The organism is Olleya sp. KJ81-1 (assembly GCF_055808135.1).
Map to the genome: position 1 here is coordinate 1993479 of NZ_CM147854.1, position 19519 is coordinate 2012997.

Annotated in this window: 16 protein-coding genes; all 16 read right to left on the reverse strand. The window is 32.2% G+C overall.

Features of this window, described 5'->3' with window-relative positions:
* Window positions 1–2 precede the first annotated feature (2 nt).
* A complete protein-coding gene (locus tag AC0L3M_RS09530) occupies window positions 3–1232 on the reverse strand; it encodes an ABC transporter permease (RefSeq protein ID WP_473430579.1) in 1230 nt (409 codons plus the stop codon).
* Window positions 1225–1926: an ABC transporter ATP-binding protein gene (locus AC0L3M_RS09535; RefSeq protein WP_028283412.1), complete on the reverse strand. Its 702-nt coding sequence runs from the start codon at window positions 1924–1926 to the stop codon at window positions 1225–1227. The genes AC0L3M_RS09530 and AC0L3M_RS09535 overlap by 8 nt, the downstream gene beginning before the upstream one ends.
* A gap of 113 nt (window positions 1927–2039) precedes the next feature.
* On the reverse strand, window positions 2040–2261 hold the full coding sequence (locus AC0L3M_RS09540) for a hypothetical protein (protein WP_028283411.1): 222 nt from the start codon (window positions 2259–2261) through the stop codon (window positions 2040–2042).
* 35 nt (window positions 2262–2296) lie between these two features.
* A complete protein-coding gene (locus AC0L3M_RS09545) occupies window positions 2297–2842 on the reverse strand; it encodes a DUF420 domain-containing protein (RefSeq protein WP_473430580.1) in 546 nt (181 codons plus the stop codon).
* A gap of 42 nt (window positions 2843–2884) precedes the next feature.
* Window positions 2885–3631 carry an SCO family protein gene (locus AC0L3M_RS09550; protein ID WP_473430581.1) on the reverse strand — a complete coding sequence of 249 codons (747 nt, stop codon included), beginning with the start codon at window positions 3629–3631 and terminating at the stop codon, window positions 2885–2887.
* Between the two features lie 10 nt (window positions 3632–3641).
* Complete coding sequence (locus AC0L3M_RS09555; RefSeq protein ID WP_473430582.1) at window positions 3642–4292, reverse strand: hypothetical protein; 651 nt, start codon at window positions 4290–4292, stop codon at window positions 3642–3644.
* Between the two features lie 154 nt (window positions 4293–4446).
* Window positions 4447–4827 (reverse strand): cytochrome C oxidase subunit IV family protein, encoded by a 381-nt coding sequence (locus AC0L3M_RS09560; protein ID WP_473430583.1) that lies wholly within the window; start codon window positions 4825–4827, stop codon window positions 4447–4449.
* A gap of 23 nt (window positions 4828–4850) precedes the next feature.
* Entirely contained in the window at window positions 4851–5849 is a 999-nt protein-coding gene (locus AC0L3M_RS09565) for a cytochrome c oxidase subunit 3 (RefSeq protein ID WP_292947635.1), read from the reverse strand.
* A 126-nt stretch (window positions 5850–5975) separates the two neighbouring features.
* Window positions 5976–6554: a cytochrome c oxidase subunit 3 gene (locus AC0L3M_RS09570; RefSeq protein ID WP_473430584.1), complete on the reverse strand. Its 579-nt coding sequence runs from the start codon at window positions 6552–6554 to the stop codon at window positions 5976–5978.
* 1 nt (window position 6555) lies between these two features.
* A complete protein-coding gene (cyoE, locus tag AC0L3M_RS09575) occupies window positions 6556–7449 on the reverse strand; it encodes a heme o synthase (RefSeq protein WP_028283404.1) in 894 nt (297 codons plus the stop codon).
* A 106-nt stretch (window positions 7450–7555) separates the two neighbouring features.
* Window positions 7556–9691 carry a gliding motility protein RemB gene (locus AC0L3M_RS09580; RefSeq protein WP_473430585.1) on the reverse strand — a complete coding sequence of 712 codons (2136 nt, stop codon included), beginning with the start codon at window positions 9689–9691 and terminating at the stop codon, window positions 7556–7558.
* 109 nt (window positions 9692–9800) lie between these two features.
* Window positions 9801–10610 carry an energy transducer TonB gene (locus tag AC0L3M_RS09585; protein WP_473430586.1) on the reverse strand — a complete coding sequence of 270 codons (810 nt, stop codon included), beginning with the start codon at window positions 10608–10610 and terminating at the stop codon, window positions 9801–9803.
* Window positions 10611–10721: 111 nt separating this feature from the next.
* Window positions 10722–11447 (reverse strand): energy transducer TonB, encoded by a 726-nt coding sequence (locus tag AC0L3M_RS09590; protein ID WP_145003620.1) that lies wholly within the window; start codon window positions 11445–11447, stop codon window positions 10722–10724.
* Window positions 11448–11505: 58 nt separating this feature from the next.
* Window positions 11506–11877 (reverse strand): VanZ family protein, encoded by a 372-nt coding sequence (locus AC0L3M_RS09595; protein WP_341587617.1) that lies wholly within the window; start codon window positions 11875–11877, stop codon window positions 11506–11508.
* On the reverse strand, window positions 11870–12250 hold the full coding sequence (gene gcvH / locus AC0L3M_RS09600; protein WP_473430587.1) for a glycine cleavage system protein GcvH: 381 nt from the start codon (window positions 12248–12250) through the stop codon (window positions 11870–11872). The genes AC0L3M_RS09595 and gcvH overlap by 8 nt, the downstream gene beginning before the upstream one ends.
* Before the next feature lie 63 nt (window positions 12251–12313).
* Window positions 12314–19513 (reverse strand): T9SS outer membrane translocon Sov/SprA, encoded by a 7200-nt coding sequence (gene sov / locus AC0L3M_RS09605; RefSeq protein ID WP_473430588.1) that lies wholly within the window; start codon window positions 19511–19513, stop codon window positions 12314–12316.
* Between the last annotated feature and the right edge of the window lie 6 nt (window positions 19514–19519).

Genomic DNA, 19519 nt, shown 5'->3' on the forward strand with positions numbered 1-19519 from the left:
ATTTAATCATTTCTAAGTGCGACAATTGGTTTAATCTTGGATGCCTTTTTAGCTGGTAAATAGCCTGCAATACCACCAGCTACAATAAGTGTAATAGTTGCTGCAACAACAACATTTAAACTTACCGATGGGTCTTTTATAAAATATTTTTCTAGCATTGGTCCTGCAAATTCTACAACTGTCATCCCAATAAGCAAGCCTACAAATCCAGCAATAACTGTAACTAAAATAGATTCTAATAATATGATTAAAACTATAGATTTTGGTGAAGCGCCAAGTGCCTTTCTAATTCCAATCTCTTTAGTACGCTCTTTAACAATAAAAATCATCATGTTACTGATGCCAACAATTCCTGCTATTAATGTTCCAAATCCAATAACTAATACCATGACACCTAAACCTCCTGTCATTTGGTTAATAGCTTTAGACTCATTAGCCAAGTTTCTAACCCTTATAGCACGTTGGTCATTTTGAGAGACTGAAAAACGATCTTTAAGTTTTCTGGTTAATGCTGTACTAAACCCAATTGCCTGGTCAAAATTCATGCTTGGGTTATAGGTTAAATTGATTTGATCGATATAGTCATTGTTACCATAAATTTGTTGTGCTGTAGATACAGGCATATAGATTAATCGTTCTTCATTATCTCCACCATCATCACTAAACACACCAACCACTTTATATTGGATCCCATTTAAATTAATGTATTTACCTATAGCAGTTGTTTTTAAAAATAAATCCTCTTCTACTAATCGTCCAATAACTACAACTTTAGTTTTATTGTCAACGTCTAATTGATTGATGTATCTACCGTATTCTACTTTAGTGTTTTCAAGATATTGATGGTCAGGATGAACTGCTCTAACACTGTAGCTATTTTTTTCGTTTCTAAACGAAGCATTTACATTTCTGTATATTCTTGCGGTTATGAATTGTACTTTGTCACCAAATTCGTCTTTAATATACTCATAATCCTCATTAGTAAACTGTATTTGTCTACCAGCTTGTAATCCTTTATGTGCTTTTGAGGTTTGTCCAGAATTAATAAAAATAGAGTTAGCAGCATCATCCACAAAAGCGGTATCAAATGTATTGACTAATCCATTGACTACTCCAAATAGAATGGCGAATAACGATATGGCAAAAGCTACTGTAAAACCAGATAATATACTTCTGGTTCTATTCATGTTTATACTCTGAAATATTTCGCGCCAAAGGTCTCTATCAAACATGTGCAGAAGCTCTTTCTTGATTAATAAACACATCCTCCATAATAACACCATCTTTTAAACGCACAATACGCTTACACATATTGGCAATATCCTCTTCGTGTGTTACCATTAAAATGGTTTTACCCTCATCGTTTAGAGATTGGATAAAGTCCATAATCTCATAAGAGGTTTTGGTATCCAATGCTCCTGTAGGCTCATCGGCTAATAATAATTTTGGATTTGCAGCTAAAGCACGTGCAATTGCTACACGCTGTTTTTGTCCACCTGACAACTCGTTTGGTAAGTGAGTAGCCCAATTAGCTAAGCCCACTTTTTTAAGGTGAAACATTGCTTTTTCAATACGCTCTTTTCGTTTTAAGCCTTGATAATACAATGGTAATGCAACATTTTCTACTGCATTTTTGTAATTTATTAAGTTAAACGATTGGAAGATAAATCCTAAAAATTTGTTTCGGTAAATCGCTGCTTTCTTTTCGGTAAGATTTTTAATAGGGACACCATCAAGTATATACTCGCCTTCATCAGCTTCATCTAACATTCCAATGATATTAAGTAACGTCGATTTTCCAGAACCTGAAGAACCCATAATAGCAACCATTTCGCCTTCTTCAACAGATAAATCAATACCTTTTAAGACATGAAGACTAGAATCGCCAATTGGATAAGACTTATGTAACTTATTTATTTTGAGCATAATTGATGGTTTTTTTGATTGATGATTAACTCAATAACAATTAGACTACAAAGGATACAATTTGTTACAACATTTATTAAAAAATTTTGTTAAATATTGGTTTTAAAGTGCTTCTATTTCTTTTTTACTTTAAAATATTTCCAATAAATAAAGAAACCTAAACTAAAAACTATGATGTATGGTATGGACATTAGATAGACAATACCATCGTTAATACCTTTTGCTGCAGCTTGACCTTCTTCGTTTTCTAGTACAGCTCTACACATAGCGCATTGTGCATTTGTCTGTAAAAACGAAACGATTAAAAATAGAAATAAAAAAACTTTAGTTTTCATAATTGTAAGGTGCTTAGCAAAGCTTTAAATAGCTGTTACACGTAATAAGGCGAAATCATTAAATACACAATCACACCAGTAACTGCAACGTACAACCATAATGGAAACGTAATTCTAGCTATTTTTTTATGACGTTGTATATTGTTTGTGATTGCTCTAACATAAGTTATTAATACAAAAGGAATGACTACTACCGATAATGCAATGTGTGTTATTAAAATGAAAAAATAAATAGACCTAATTGCGCCTTCGCCTCCAAATTTAGCAGAATCACTTGTCATGTGATAAGCGACATACATTACTAAAAATAATACTGATAAGGAGATTGCAAACTTCATTAAATTTTCATGTAGCTTACGTTTATTATTTTTAATTGCCCAAACAGCTACCAATAATACAAATGCTGTAATACCATTTATTGTCGCATAAATAGGTGGTAAAAATGTTAAAGGCTCTACATTAAAACCTAAGTCTTTTAATTTAACTGTAAATAAAGCTGCTACAGCTATAGGGATAATAACAGATAGGATAACAATCCACTTATTATACTTTTGTTCGGCGTTTAGTTTTCTTGTACTCATAATTGTAATTAATAGATGTGGCTAGATTAGGACGCGTTAAGTTTACTCTTGTAATAGTTTTGCAATGTCTTCTTTTAAGATTGTAATTTCTTGTTCATTACCATCTTCATCCATTTTTTCTTGCTCGCTAATTACACCTTTATAAAATATTTTTGGATTACCAAAAGCATCTGTTCTAGATCTTAAATATCCTTCTTTATCTACTAAAGCAAAATCTCCTGAATGTTCAAAATTTTCAATATCAACAAAGATATTAAAACCCATATTTGATAATTGGTAAATAGCCTCTTTATCTCCTGTCATTAAATGCCAATTTGGGCTAGTAACACCATAATCTGCAGCATAAGCCTTTAGGATTTCTGGAGTGTCGTTATCTGGCATGATACTAAATGATGCAATACCAAACTCTGGATTATCTTTAAATGTGTTTTGTATAGATGCTAAGTTAGAGCTCATTCTTGGGCAAATTGTAGGACACGTTGTAAAAAAGAAATCCACCACATACACTTGACCTAAATAGTCCTTGTTAGTTATTGTTTTACCATCTTGATTAGTAAAACTAAATTCTGGCACTTTTTTACGTTCTTCATTAATCACTAAATAGCCTACATCTGATTTATCTGCTGTGTTACTTTTAGAATTTACAATAACGCCTTTACTTCTACTCTCGTCTGTACGATTAACATCCTTATTACTAATTCTATCTATGATTTTAGGAATAAAAATAATCCCGAATAACAATATAATGAATGAAATACCTACGTAAGAATAATTTGCTTTTTTACTCATGGTAATGCTATTAGTTTGTGTCTCCTTTTAAATCGTCTGCACGTCTAGAGGTCGAGTTAAACTCGCCTTTACGTTTTTGCCTATACTCTGTAAACAAAACACGTAAATCATCTGCTCCCATGACATTTTTAAGCTGTGCAACTTCTGATGCATTATAAGCAGTAAGCGGATAGGCTTGTTTACCTTGTTCTATTTCTTTTTTGGTTCTGTTATCTAAACGTCCACGCTGATTTAATTCCTTATCAACAATATATACTTTGTTAGTTGCTAAATTAAAATCTAAGACTTCACTTGACCTTAAGCTATTAAACATTTTTTTTGTATCAGAGTCATCCAACTCAACAAAATGCCAATATTTAAGTTCTCCGTATTTAGTTAATTCTTTTTTAAGTCTATCTGTTGCATCTGATGTAGATTTAGACACCAACATAATAACTTGAAACTTTTTAAAGCCTTGAAACTTATCGTAAATTAATTCTTTTAGGTTAGAGGTTTCAACAACTTTTGATTCTGGATCTTTACCTAAAAAACCTAAAACTGTGATATGATTTTCTAATTGTAAGTCTGTTGTAGCTGAAGACAAGTTTTGAAAATCAAGGACGTTATTTTTAACAACGTCTAAAGGATTGTAGTTATTAGTAGAAGGATATAAAAACAACAAAAAGATTACTGGTAAAAAAATAAAGCACCTAAGGTAATTCCTTTTTTCAATTTCTTTTTATCCATAATCTCAATGCTTTTTTTAATTATACAAAAATAAAAAAGGTGGCTTTAATAAACCACCTTTTAACTATATTTTATATCGATTTCTTTACTTAGAAATCTCTTTTGATAAATCCTTTGTCGTATACATCAAAAACGTAACCTCCTTCTTGTAATAATATAAATACTAAGTAACAAATAAGGAATATTCCTGTCCAAACAACAGCACGTCTTAATCCAGGTAATTCATCACGCATGTGCATGAAATCCCAAGTAATATAATATGCTTTAACAATTGTTAAGATGATAAAAATCCAGTTTAAAAGTTTCATCCCTAACACAACGTTGGTTCCCCAAGATGGTTTGTAGATACCTAAAACAACCTCTATAGCTGTAATGATAGATAACAAGATTAAAACTCCCCAAATTTTTTGAGTATTAGATTTAAACTTAATTAATCCTCTAAATATTTCTAATTTATGTGCGTCTGCCATGATATTTCTTTTCTATAAAATTATTAAACTAGGTAGAAGAATGTAAATACAAATACCCAAACTAAATCTACAAAGTGCCAGTAAAGACCAACTTTTTCAACCATTTCGTAGTTTTTACGTCTGTCATATGTACCGATAACAACATTAAAGAAAATAATGATGTTAAGCACAACTCCTGAAAATACGTGAAATCCGTGAAATCCTGTAATAAAGAAAAAGAAGTCTGCAAATAATGGCGAACCATATTCGTTTACATGTAAGTTAGCTCCTTGAACTACTAATTTACCGTTTTCTTTAATTTGTTTTAAAGATTGCTCTCTTGTTAAGATTGTTTTTTCACCTTCTTCGTTAATGATTTGCGTTCTAACTAACACATTAGGATTAGCTTCCATACCTTTAACGATATCGCTTACTTGATAAGCAGGTAAAGTACCTTCTCCTACAAACCAAAGTCCATTTTTACGCTCATGCTCTACCCTGTCTGTAGGTGCAGCAGTAGCAAAATCTGCTATAGCTAAACGTTTAAAAGTTTGTTCTCCATCCACAGTTACATTTTCTCCAAACTGAAGGATGTTACCACCTTTTGTTTGTACAGCACCAAAGTCTCCTTTAATAAAAGTATTCCACTCCCAAGCTTGAGACCCAACAAATATTAAACCACCAATAATGGTTAAAAACATGTACCAAGTCACTTTTTTCTTGTTTAAATGGTGACCAGCATCCACTGCTAATACCATTGTCACTGAAGACATGATTAATACAAACGTCATAAACGCTACATAAATCATTGGATAATTACCATGGAAAAATGGTACGTGAGTAAAAACCTCGTCTGCAATTGGCCAAGCATCAATAAATTTGAATCTTGAAAAACCATAGGCTGCTAAAAACCCAGAGAATGTTAATGCATCTGATACGATAAAAAACCACATCATCATCTTACCATAACTTGCTTTTAATGGTTGGTTACCACCTCCCCAAGTCTTTCCTTCTGTATCAGTAGTTGCAACTGTAGTATTCATAGTGTTAAATTAGTTGTTAAAATGTGGCACAAAAATAATCATTTTATTCAGTTAAAAAAATACCAAACTCTAATTTTATAGTATCTAAATAAGGTTTTGGTCTTATTAGATCAATATTTTTTTAGTTTAGAAAAAAGTATAAGAAAAAAACAGGTAGATCCATAGCAAGTCAACAAAGTGCCAAAAGGTTTCTGCTAATTCAAACCCAACCATATTATCTTGAGAATATTTACCTCTTAAGTGATTGATTAACACCACTAATACCGGAACCAAACCTACTAGCACGTGTACCATATGTACTACTGCAATTAGGTAAATATATGTTACTGTAATATTACTTGTTGGTCCTGTAAAGTTAAATCCTAAGTCTATAATTTGATTAAAACCGACAAATTGATTGTAAATAAAAAATAACCCTAACACAAATGTTAAAGTTAGCATTGCAGTAGTTAATCCATTTTTACCTTGCTTTAATGCTCTTTTAGCGATTATAAAAGTAATACTACTTATTACCATTATTATAATACTAATCCAAAAAGGCTGAGGCATTTGAAAATCATTAAGCCAATCTGGTCTAGAACTACTTACAATAAATGCACTAGTCCATCCTGCAAAAGACATAATTAAAGACGCTATACCAAAGTACAACATCATTTTTTTTGCACGTCCCGTTTTTTCTTCTAAAGTCCCTTGAGTTAAATCCATTTTATCTTATAAATTTATCAATAACGTATACAATCTGTATTAATGTAATATATAGTACGCTTGACAACATTAATTGTTTTGCTGCTTTTTCAGTCATTTTTTTATACAATTGAATAGCATAATACAGCATGACTAATCCTAAACTTAAAACTATTATTGCTGCAACGATAGATAATTTTAATTGTCCAGTTACACCAAATACTGGAACAATAGACACTAAAATAGTCCAAACCGTGTATAAAATGGTTTGCACTGCTGTACCTTTATCTTGTTTACCTGTAGGCAACATAAAAAAGCCTCCACGTTTATAATCTTCAAATAAAAACCAACCAATTGCCCAAAAATGAGGGAATTGCCAAAAAAATTGTAAAGCAAATAAAGTTCCTGGTTCAATACCAAAATTATCTGTTGCTGCAACCCAACCTAACATAAAAGGAATAGCTCCTGGAATAGCACCAACAAATACAGATAATGGTGTTTTTGTTTTTAAAGGCGTGTAAACGCTTGTATATAAAAATATTGAAATGGCTCCAAACATTGCTGTTTGTGCGTTTATTGAATATAAAATACCAATACCTAAAATAGTAAAAACACAAGCTATTAAAAAGGCTGTATTAACCGTCATACGACCAGAAGCAACAGGTCTGTTTTTGGTACGATGCATTAAGGCATCTAAATCTTTTTCAATAATTTGATTAAAAGCGTTACTGGCTCCAACCATAAAATAACCTCCTAAAGCAAGCAATAAAACAATTTTTAGGCTGATAGTATCTGCTCCTAAAAAATAACCAGCAACTGATGAAAACACGACGCTTAAAGACAAGCGCATTTTAGTGATTTCTTTAAAATCTGATAATGCTGTATGTTTAATTGTAGGGGTTACAGTTGTACTCAAACCAACGCTATTTTTTTCTGATGCAAAGATACTGCTAAAAAGGAATTTGGCATAAAAAAACCACAAGGTTTTTGGGCTTGTGGTTTTTTTTATATTTTTAAAATTTTTACAAATCAAAATACCAATTAAATAAGTCTGTTCTAATCCCAAAATTAATCCAAACCGTACTGTTATTATAAACCGAAGCTGTTTGTGCTTCTGGATTAAAATTACGATAACTTAAATTTACAAATGCTTTTAAATTAGAGGCTGGATTAACCAAATAGCCTAATTGTGTACTTGCGTTTACAGATGTTGTTTTTATACCTTGACCTATTGTTACTCCTGTATCAAAAGGTCTGTCGTTATAATCTTGATAGACATCACCACCATAACTAAAATTGTCTGTACCATCGTTTACATCAAATCCTCTAATACCTGTTACTAATTTTGCCTCTCCAAACCAACGGTCTTTTTGATAGCGTCCAATTAACACCAACTCTCTAAAATTTGCTCCCCAAAGGTGAGCCATAGGTTGATTGTTGTGCGCATAGTTTAATACAATTGTATTATGAGAATAGGTATATGGTCTAACTTGATTGTATTCTGCTTGAAGCATTAAGTTTTTAACTTTAAAGGCATTGTAATATTTTGCACCTAATTGGAAACCAAATTTGTTTTTCCAGCTTTTGTTTCCTCCTGTGACATCGTTTAATGAAAATTCGTCTAAAATAAATTGACCATATACATTTGCATTATCACTAAGTTTATATTTACCTGATGCTCCTAATATTGCATTACCAGCACCTTGACCAGTTTCAAACTCTATAGCTCTAAAAAATATTAATGGGTTTAGGTAATTGATATCAAAACCTCTGTCATTAGTATTTTCCCAGATTACAGACTCAAACAAACCTAAATTAAAACGTTTGGATACATTCCAACTTAAATAATGGTTTGCAATATATTTTGTTCTGAATGCTTTATCCACCACTGCTGCATCACGCACATCTTTTAACCAAGTCCACGTGTTGGTGTATTTAATTTTCCAGAAGGTCGTGTTTAATTTTAAAAAAGGGTAAGGACTTGCCACATCACTTTGCAGTAAACTTCTATAACCATCACCTATAAATTGTTTGCCATGTCCAAACTGGACGTTTAAAAATTTAGCTGGTGTATACGATAAATAGGCTTCTGCTGCTGGATAGTCATAAGCATCCTCTTTAAAGCGTTTGGCAATACCACGACCTGGTATAATTGCAGGATCTGGTCCAAATGCTTTTAAACTTTCGGCATATTGATTGTAATATTGTGCAAAACGTCCTTGACTTTCAAAAACTGAAGCCGAAAAACTAAGTTTACTTCCTAAACCTCCTTGTATGTACAAGCCTCTAGTATTGTTATACGTTGTACCAAAATCTGCATCTGTATCTTTTCCTAATTGTAAATCAAGAATAGGGTCTACTGTAAACCAATAATCTTCGCCTTGTATTTGTGCCAAATGCTCATTCCAAAGCTTACGACCTAACCATGATTCAGCATCCTTTTGCAGCTTTAAATTTTCAGCAGAAAAATCGTAATAATTGGACACATCTTCATAACGATAAGGTTTTGATGCTGTATGACTATTAGTTCCTATCCTATTAATATCCTGATCAAATCTAAAGTAGTTTTCATGAGAAAAAGGAATATTGATTTGACTTGTATAAGCTTTATTGGTATACTTAGTTGTTGCTTTTTGCACACTGTCAAACTCTTGCTTTGCTTTTTGTTGCAAATCCGTTAATTGCGCAATTTGATTTAAGTCACTATTATTATCTGTTTTAACATCTGTAATACTAGGCAACGCTTGAGGTGTGTTTTTCTGATTTAATGGAAAATATAAATTAAAACTGTATTGCTTAAACGTTGGATTACCATTGTAAGTAGCTGGTTGGATAGTAGGAAAAGCTTCAAAAACGCGTTTAGCTTCTTCTTTTAAATCTTTACTATGTGCATCAATATAAATAGTTTTAAAGTTACCGTCTTTGGTGACTTCAAAAATTATTGCCATTTGACCAGTATAGTTTTTATCAATACTATCTGGAAGTTTAAATTCTGAATATATAAGTTTATATACTTCTTGATTAAAGCAATGGTCTAATTGTTTTATCTCAGCATCTTGACAATTCTCAAAACGAGGTGGTATTTGATAATCAGTTGTATCTTGAGCGTAGATTACTGCTGAAGTACATAATAATAGTCCTAAAATGAACGTCTTCATATTTAGATTGAGGTTTTAATTTAGCCGAAAGATACTGCTTTTTATTAACGCTTTAAAATAGAAAAGTCGCTACCATTATCTAGTAGCGACTTAATATTTATTATTTATATTAATACTTAACCTGAAAAGCAATTGGCAAAGTATATAATACTGAAACCGGTTTACCACCTTGTAATCCAGGCGTCATTTGTGGTACTTTACTAACCACTTTTTCTGCTTCTTTTTCTAATCTTTGGTGTGGTGCTCTTGTTTGCACTAACTCAGCTTCTCCAAACTTATTAATTCTAAATTGGATATAAATTTTTTGAACACCTTCCTTTAAACCCAATTCTGCTCCTAATCCTGCATCAAATCTACGTTTTACAATCTTTGTAAGATTATCAGACATACATTTTCGTCTTTCGTCATTGGTCGTTGCGCTTTCACAACCAGGAAAAATAGGCATAACCTCGACCTTCTCAAATGGTAATTCTATATCTGGATCTACTTTTGGAGGATCTAAAGCTCCTAAATCCACTGTAACATTACCTTTTGGTTTTGTTGGCTTTACTATTTCTGGAATCAAATTATCTGTTTCCTTTTTATCAGGCGTATCATTATCAATAATTTCGGGTTTGATAATATGGACTGGCTTGGTTTTTACAGGCTCTGATGTTTCTACAGCATCTGGCTCTACTAAAACTGAAGGCGCAAACATAGCATCATTTTCAGAATCTACGTATGCTGTTAGTGGTATAATGTAATCACTAGACTGAAAACGCATTTCTAATGCACCATAGGCAGCCAATAGACACATAATTAACCCAATCTGGAAGTACAACGACGAGTTTTTTTGTAAATTTGCATCATGTTTTTGTGATTTTTGCACGTTTTTCTCATTTTGGCGAGTGAGATCACGAGATTCTTTCGAATTTTTCATAATATATATAGTTTAAATGTTAATGTTATGACAAAATCACAATAAGCATACCAAAAACAAAAATCCCGTTACTTAATTGTAACGGGATTTTTAATATATATGGAATATGTATTACTCTACTTTGAAAGTAATTGGTAATCCGTAAGGTACATTTACTGCTTTACCTCTTTGTCTACCTGCTTTCATTTTAGGCAACTTACCAATAACTCTTTTAGCTTCTGCTTCTAATTTAGGGTGTGGTGCTCTTGCTTGAATGTTTACAATGTTACCAGTTTTATCAATTTTAAAACCAACATTAATTCTTTTAATACCACTATCTAAACCTAACTCTTGTGCTAAGTCATTGTTAAAATTCTTTCTTACAAACTTTCCGATTTTCTCAGACATGCATTTTTTCTTTGCATTGTTGTTAGGCTCTCCTTCACAACCTGGATATACAGGTACATTTTCAATAATTGAAAATGGTACATCTACATCTTCTTCTACTGCTTCAACCTCAACATCTGCAATTTCGATCTCAACAACTTCTTCTTGAGTAGTTTCAGTAGATTCTATAATTGTTTCTTCCACATCCTCTTCATCTTCTACAACTTCAATTACTTCTGGAGCAGCAGGTGGTGGTGGTGGTGGTGGTGGTGTGTTAAGCATTTCTGTGATTGGAACATCATCATCATCTTCGTTATCAAAAACTAATTGTCCTATATCAATATCTGACTTATCAGTTGTTGTATAATTGATTGCTGAGTAAGATAAAAATAGCATTAATGCTAGTCCTACTGCTACGTAAAGAGAACTATTACGTCCTACGTCTGCTTTTGTATTTTTCTTAGATTCCATATCTGTAAATTTAAACTGAATGCTAAAATAACTATTTATTTGTCAAAAAAACAAGGTATTAGTTGTTTTTAACTTTCAAGTTTGTAATTAAATTAATTAATAACACTGCTAATAGTGTTCCTATAATATTTGCTATAACGTCTTTGTAGTCTGCTTGTCTAGTCTGTGTTGTCACCTCCTGTAATATCTCAATAATTATGCCAAATGCTATGGAAAAAATTACTGTTATCTTAATGGCTTGAGGTTTACTTTTTTTAAAAGTTGTGAAAAAAGTATAAAACCATAAGCAAGTAAAAACAAAATAAGCAGCTGCATGAATTACTTTATCATTATTGTTTGGCATTTCTATAACACCCTTTACCGTTATCAAACATGATACTAATAAAGCAATGCTATAACCAATACTAATGACAGGAAGTAATTTACGCACCAATTAAAACCTTATAGTCGTCTGCTGATAATAACTTGTCTAATTGAGAGGCATCAGATACTTTTACTTTAACCATCCAACCGTCACCATAAGGATCTGTGTTTACTTTTTCTGGCTCATCTTCCAACGTATCGTTAAAAGCTACAATTTCTCCAGATACAGGTAAAAATAAATCTGAAACTGTTTTTACAGCTTCAACTGTACCAAATACTTCATCAGCCTCAAGAGTTTCATCTAACGTTTCTACTTCAACGTAAACGATATCTCCTAATTCGCTTTGTGCAAAATCTGTAATTCCAACGGTAATTTGGTCTCCTTCAATTTTAACCCACTCGTGGTCTTTAGTGTATTTTAATTCTGCTGGTATGTTCATTATATATTTATTAAGTGAATTGCAAATGTATCTAAATGACTATTAATTTCAAACAATGCTTTCTTAATTTCCAAAATTATATCGTAACGTTAATCCTGATCTAATAGTTGTTTGAGGAAACGCTGTTGAAATTGCATATTCAGAGAAAGAATAATCAAAATAAAACACACCTGTTAGGTTTTTACTAAAGGCATATTCTGCATTGTATTTAAGACCCCAAATAGTTTGACCGTTTGTAATTTGATTGTTTTCTAGGTCTAAATAACGTATGATGGTTTTATTATCTCTTACAGATAAATCTGCAGACATAATTAAATCTGAAACAATCGCTTTTTTAGGACCTGCTAAATTAGATTTAATACGTAAATCTTTAATACGATATCCTAAACCAACAACGTACTCGTTACCTGCTATTTCTGTCATTAAATTATTATCAAAACTTAATGATAGCATTCTATCTTTTCTCATTTCTAATAATATTCTAACCGAGTTTTTCATTTCCATGTCAAAACGGAATAACGGACTAAACATCTCTGTAAGAGTTACGCTGCTATATAAGTTTTCACTTTTAAAATTTCCTGCTTGATCTAAATCTTCGCTAGGTTGTAAGTCATAATCTAGTCCATAGTCTATACCATCAAAATCTAAATTTGTTCTAAATTGTCCTATACTATAACTTGATCTATAACCATGTGTTAAAGAGAAACGTTTGAAACGTTTTTTAAACCATTTCATTTTCATGAAACCAGAATACTTTACGTCCCAATTTGGTATTGGCACGTTTCTTAATGCACCAAGTTTAGTTTTACTTGTTTTTTGACCTGTATAAGCACTTACAAATGCTGGCAATAATACTTGTTGACTTGTTTTACCAAAACCTTTAGGATAACCGTCAGCATCAACATCGTTTGGATCTGATCCATTTTGTACTGCTAGTCGTCTTGCTATGTCTAACCTATTACTTCTAAAGTCATCAAAAGCCTGAGAACTAGTCTCGTCACTCTTACCAAAAGCAGTTGGCAATGTAAAAGATGAAATACTAAAATTACCAAATGTATTAGGCGTTAATGATAAGTATTGTCCGTTTTCTACTCTGTAATTTTCTGTATAATTTTCTGCGTAAGTCCTAAATCCAACTAAATCTATTTTAAAATCACTAAAAGGCTCAAGGTTAGCTGAAAGATCTAATTGCTTAGTTTGGTTAGTAGTATACTGTTGGTTAAAATCAGGAAAGGCAGTTAACCAACCATTTCTGGCAGCTAAATCTCTAACATCACTTTGACTTCCAAAAGTATAACCTATAGTAGGTTTTGCTGTTCCTAAAAAACCTGGAGTTTGTAAATAACCTGGTAAAAAAGTACCATTAGTCTCGCTATATACTGCTTGAATACGTTTTATTGAGGTTAATAATCCGATACCAAAATTACCTATTTTAGATCCTATACCATCACCTGCTTTTTTAGCCTTCTCTTTTTCTTTATTTGCAATACCTGGAGGTCCAGCAGTTCTAGATGTTCTAGCAACTTTATTTCCTCTAGATTTAGGTTTAGCAGAAATTCCTAAATATTTATACAACTTATTCATGTCTAAAGTTGAATTAATATTATGTGTATTTCCGTTTGATATTGTGTTTCCTAAATTATAAGTCAAACCATCGTTACCAACTAAATTACCAAATAAGTCAGACCCTTTTTGCCACTGGAACAATCCTGAGTAAGAATAGGTTGCTTTTAAAAAGCTTAAAGTTGGTATTTTACTAAGTGGAATCTCATAATTAATTCCAATTTGTTGTTGTTGTCTATTTGGATCTCCAAAATCAAAGAAACCATCCCATACGTCTAATAATGGATCTGGCTCTCCATTTATAATATTATCCTTGAAGTAATTTCTAACAATATTATTATTTGACGAAGAATAATTTACCTGAAGCGACTTTGTCAAATTCCAATTAAGATTGTACTGGTAGTCAAAATTATAATTACGTCTGTACAACTCTTCTAAACCAATATTGTTACCTGTTAAATCTAAATCTCTAAATTTTTGACGATTAAATTGTCTATTTAAATCTGTATTTATAGTGAAACTAGCAGGTAATACATTAAAGTTTAATTCTTTTAAAAACTTCCAATACTTACCAGTAAATAACGAATCGTTTTTCTTAAAAGGTTCAATTAACTTAGGTTCAAAATTATAAGCATAATTTACACCTGCTCTAACCTGTTTATCAACAGATCTTTCAATCTCAAAGTCACGATGCTCCATTTTGTTATAAGAATAATTTAGCGTTAAGTTTTCTACATCATAAAAACTTGGTTTAGCCTCTCCTGTTCTATTCTTTTTAACACCTATAAAGTTTATACTTTTACGCTTTGTGTATGTTTCCGATTGTTCTAAAATCAAATCTCTTTCTGCATCATCAATAGCAGCATCCAAACGTGTGTCTAACTCAATATCTTCGTATTGTTGATCATACTTAGGTGTAATAACTTCCACTCCTTGACCGTAATTAAACGGAATTTGAATTCCCCATTTTTTAGGCAATAATTGACCAACATTTACATTAGTTACTACATCATATTGTTTACTATCTTCAAGACTACGCTCATTTGGTCCTTGGTTTACATTTCCAAATCCAGCAGTACTCATTCTACCAGTTGCACTTACACTAGCAAAATCTGCTAATTGTGTATCAACCGTAACAATTGCTGCCCAACCACCTTCGTTTTCTAGTTCTGACAAACGCAATTCGTTAAACCAAATCTCTCCACATTGCAAGTTATTTGTACCATTTTTGACACCAACCATTAATGTTCTAACATCTCCAAAATTAGGATTTCCTTTTATAGCAACACGTTGTTGTCCTAAAACATAACCTCCATATTGATCTATAACTGGTACTAAATCTCCACCAACTACATCATAAAAATTTGCTGTACCATCCGTTAATGTTTGGTTGCTTATCCCTAAAGACTTTATACGTTGTAAAATTTCTAATTCTATATTAATTTCATTCTCTTCTGGCCAATACGCTTCGGCAGATGCACCTCCATTATACACTTTTAATGGTACTTCTATTTGATAGTAATTTTCTGTAAGGTCATTACCCATTCTAATAAAACCTACTAAATCAGAATCTGTAAGTCCAGGTGTTTCTCCATCTCTAGCATGCATAAACATTCTCAGTTTTTTGTACTGACGCATATCTACACTAATATTTTTAAATACTGCTCTGGAGTCTTTAGCTTTAAGATCACAAACATCTACGACAAGTGCTTGTTCATTTTGTCTAACAATAGTGTTGTTATTGTTAAGCTGCTCTGGCACTACACTTGGTGGCGAAACATAACTTCCGTCATTTTCTTGTGTACTTACAGCACCAACAGTAAAGGCTGTATCATCAAAATCTAAAGGTGTTGCACCACCATCTAATGACAATTGAAAACGTCTCCAATCACTACGAACCAGCTCTAATGTTCCAAATCTTAATGTTGTTTGTTGCTGAAAATCGTTAAGGTACATTCTAGAAAATCTTATAGAACGTAAATCCGTAATACCATTTACAACAAACTCGTCATCTGTACGAATAGGAATTCTAAACTGATACCATCTAGGATATTCAGTCTCTCCATTTGGTAATACTCTTGGATTGTTAGTATCTGTTACGTTTTTTGTATCAACAATATACTCGTTATTAATATTTAATGATGCTGGAGTTATATCAATTTGATACTCAAAATAACTATCAATAGTATTCATGGTATTATCCCTATTGACATCCTCTACATCTGGTTGCGTTGTTGACCCTCTATTGGTATCACTAAATGCATCTGGAGAGTTACCATCTACACCATTATATAATTTGTATCTGTTAAATACGTCACCTTCTGCATTTAAATAATAGTCATAATTATCTTTTGCAGGATCTGCTAGTCCAGAAAAACCTGAAGGAAACTTAGCTGCTTCCTCAACATCATCATATCCATCAAATCCAACATCTTGATTGGTTCTTTCTTGACCTGTTGTATCAAACGCATAAATTAAGGCTTGATTTTGTGGCACTACAGATTGAAACACCGTTTCTGGCAGCAAACTAATATTTCCATCTTGAGGTAAACCGTTTTCATATTGTTTACGTCCATCCTTAAGCACATCTTCTGATATATTACCTAAGTTGATAAATAATTTTCCACCTGGATTTCCTGGGTTTTCCTGAAATGGATCTTGTAACCAAAACTCGATATATTCAACATTTGCTTGTTCAAAATCCGTAGATGTAATCTGTCTTGTTATTCCAGCCCAACTACTTTCTGGGTTAGGTATTACACCACTTTCTGTACCTGGCTCAAAGTTATATGGACCTCGTTCTTGAGGATAATATGTTAAATCTAAAGTATTTAAAACTGATGTTTGACCTTGAGCAATGTCCTGTTGCGGAAACAGCTCGTTAACAAAAACGCGACTAGTATATAATCCTGACATATCATCATCTGATATTCCTGATGGTCTTTGACTACCATAAAATATAGGATCAATAGTATACCAGTTAAGCATGGCTCTACCATAACCGTTTTCTATTCCGTTATTATCTAACGCTGTAGAATTATTTACATTAAGTGGTCTACTTGATAAGCTCCAAGATTGTGCAGATTTAAGGTCTATTCCGTTTTGTGTACCTTCAAAATCATCGATATAAGCAGTCGCTTCTCCATTAAAATCTGTTCCTTTTGGTGCACCTGGTAGTAAGTATGCAAAATCACCTCTAACTGAAATATTAGATGGTGCATCTGTATCAATATTAGGTAATTTATTAACTAACCTAGATAAAAACGGTACTTCCGAAGAATAATTAGCATTAAAACCAAAAATGGTATTGTTTATTGGCTCATTAGCATAATTAGCTTTTTGAGTAATTGGACGTTCATTTAAATTAATATATGTTCCTCCAATTACAAAATTGTCATTAAACTTATGTTCTACATTTAATCCAGTATAACGTTTAGTTTGCTGTCCAAAAATCGAATTATTTTCGGTTGATACTTCAATTGGAATGTTGGATGCTTTTAAACCTTCATCAATAATATAAACACGTCCTAATTGGTAATTAACTGTATAATCTTGTCCTTCTACTAAAACACGTCCTCCAGCTGATACACGAACGGATCCTCTTGGTACATTAAATCCTCCAATTGGGATTCCGTCTCCACCTGAAGATTTATAACGTCCTTTAATTTGGAATTTATTTTTTTGACTCTCGTCTAATGCTGCTGTTTTGGTTGCTTTATAAAGTAAATCATAGACATACTTTTCTTGATTGGCATTGGTATATATATCTGCTTCATAATCCGACGCGTTATTACCTGTATTACCGTCGTTATCTAAAACATCAAATAAATAACGACCAAAAGGTTCTACTTTAGTAAATACAATTTTACCATTTTGCGGAATTACAGTAATGCCTGAAACAAAGTCAAAGAAACCGTCTCCATTAGTTTGTGGATCGTTATTGTAATTTAATCTATCAAAATTAAATAAGCGTAATAATGTGGTTTGATCTATAGGTTCGCCTTCAAAATCGGTTCCGAAAGGCGTACCTTCTACAGCAGTAATATAGTTTACAGGAGCAGATTCGTTATAAAAAATATTTAATTTAAAATCTTCTTGAGTTAATTGAAAAGCGCCTGTATCGTAAACGTTTTTCATCATTAAATCCCATATTGGTTGAGAGACACTAGTGATACTACTTTTTAATAGTTTTAATACTAATGCATTATTTGTAACATTAGTAACTTCTCCACTTGAATTTACAGCAACATCTGTTGCTCCAATACCATCATTTGCAAACTCTCCTACCTGAAATACTTGTCCTCCGACTGTGTATTGGTAAGCAACCGCTAAGACTTCGTCATTATTTAATCTTTGGTTTAAAGAAATATAACCCAATTGTGTGTTTAGGGTATATTCTTGACCTTCAATTAATTTTCTAGTATTTTCTTGCTTTGCATAATCAAAACCTTCATTAAAACCTGAAATTGAGATTCCGCTTTGCGCTGTTGCAATATCTCTAATTGCATTATTTAATTGCGATCCTGCGTTACCAATGTTAGTTGGATCTAATCCATTGTTTCCGTTATCCGGAAATGCATTAGGTCCTCCTGTAACAGAAACGCCTGGATTACCAATGATACTGGTTTCTCCTAAATCTTGGAAAGCGACAAAGTTTCTAACATTTTCAGTACGATTACTTCTGTTAGTTATCCAAACCTCTATTCTTGTAATTTGAATGTTGTTATTTATAAAAGGGTAATTTGATAGTGCTTGATCGTAGTTATTACGGAAGTATTGTCCTAAGAAAAAGTGACGATTCTCATCATAATCTCTAATAAAAAACTCAAACTCGTCTAATGTTCCGCCACCTTGAGCAGTTACAGACCTAGCGTCAGAACGCTGATCTGAGAATACTCCTGTAATTGTTGTTTTACCAAATTTTAATTGTGTTTTTACACCAAATAGACTTTGTGCTCCAGAAATTAAAGAGCTATTAATTGGCATACTAACGTTACCAACTTCAATTTTTTGAATGATATCATCTTCGGTTGGTGTGTATTCTAACTTAATTAAATTTTGAAAATCAAAAGTAGATTGTGTGTCGTAATTAGTTGTTACTTGTAATCTTGATCCTACTTTACCAATCATACTTAGACTGATACGTTGGTCAAAATCGAATGAAAAATTACGTCTGTTTCTTGGAGAAAATGATGGATTATCCTGTTTAGTAAATAAGACACCTAAATCCATTTCAACAGTACCTTGTGGTATTATGGATATTGGTCCTTCACCAAAAATACTTTCAAAAAAACTAGAGTTGACATAAAACTCTGGTATTAAGTTTTTCTGAGCTTCTTTTACATCTCCTTTTTTACCGTCGTAAGCATCAATCTTATCCTTATAATACGATTTCAAATTCTGGCTTGATACTAATTCTAGATACTCATCTGGTGTTAGAATTACTGGATAATTAATATTAAACTCTCCAACAGTTTCAGTATATATGTATCTATCCGTTACAGGATCATACGTGTACTTAGATTGTATACTTGATGGATTTTGCATTTGGATATTCCCTAAACTAAAACCTGTTTTGGTACTATCTTGTTCTACTTCATTTTCTTCTTGAGCAAAAGAAAATCCTGAGACTAACAATGCAAAAGCAGTTAGTAAAAAATGTTTAAGGGATTTATAAAAGCTAAGTTGACTTGTATTCAAAATAAA

Excerpts from the sequence above, each read along its gene's own strand:
- gcvH (WP_473430587.1), bottom strand. The coding sequence starts at position 12,250 with ATGAACATACCAGCAGAATTAAAATACACTAAAGACCACGAGTGGGTT.
- AC0L3M_RS09560 (WP_473430583.1), bottom strand. The coding sequence starts at position 4,827 with ATGGCAGACGCACATAAATTAGAAATATTTAGAGGATTAATTAAGTTT.
- AC0L3M_RS09540 (WP_028283411.1), bottom strand. The coding sequence starts at position 2,261 with ATGAAAACTAAAGTTTTTTTATTTCTATTTTTAATCGTTTCGTTTTTA.
- AC0L3M_RS09545 (WP_473430580.1), bottom strand. The coding sequence starts at position 2,842 with ATGAGTACAAGAAAACTAAACGCCGAACAAAAGTATAATAAGTGGATT.
- AC0L3M_RS09550 (WP_473430581.1), bottom strand. The coding sequence starts at position 3,631 with ATGAGTAAAAAAGCAAATTATTCTTACGTAGGTATTTCATTCATTATA.
- AC0L3M_RS09585 (WP_473430586.1), bottom strand. The coding sequence starts at position 10,610 with ATGAAAAATTCGAAAGAATCTCGTGATCTCACTCGCCAAAATGAGAAA.
- AC0L3M_RS09535 (WP_028283412.1), bottom strand. The coding sequence starts at position 1,926 with ATGCTCAAAATAAATAAGTTACATAAGTCTTATCCAATTGGCGATTCT.
- AC0L3M_RS09530 (WP_473430579.1), bottom strand. The coding sequence starts at position 1,232 with ATGTTTGATAGAGACCTTTGGCGCGAAATATTTCAGAGTATAAACATG.
- AC0L3M_RS09580 (WP_473430585.1), bottom strand. The coding sequence starts at position 9,691 with ATGAAGACGTTCATTTTAGGACTATTATTATGTACTTCAGCAGTAATC.
- AC0L3M_RS09565 (WP_292947635.1), bottom strand. The coding sequence starts at position 5,849 with ATGAATACTACAGTTGCAACTACTGATACAGAAGGAAAGACTTGGGGA.
- AC0L3M_RS09590 (WP_145003620.1), bottom strand. The coding sequence starts at position 11,447 with ATGGAATCTAAGAAAAATACAAAAGCAGACGTAGGACGTAATAGTTCT.
- AC0L3M_RS09570 (WP_473430584.1), bottom strand. The coding sequence starts at position 6,554 with ATGGATTTAACTCAAGGGACTTTAGAAGAAAAAACGGGACGTGCAAAA.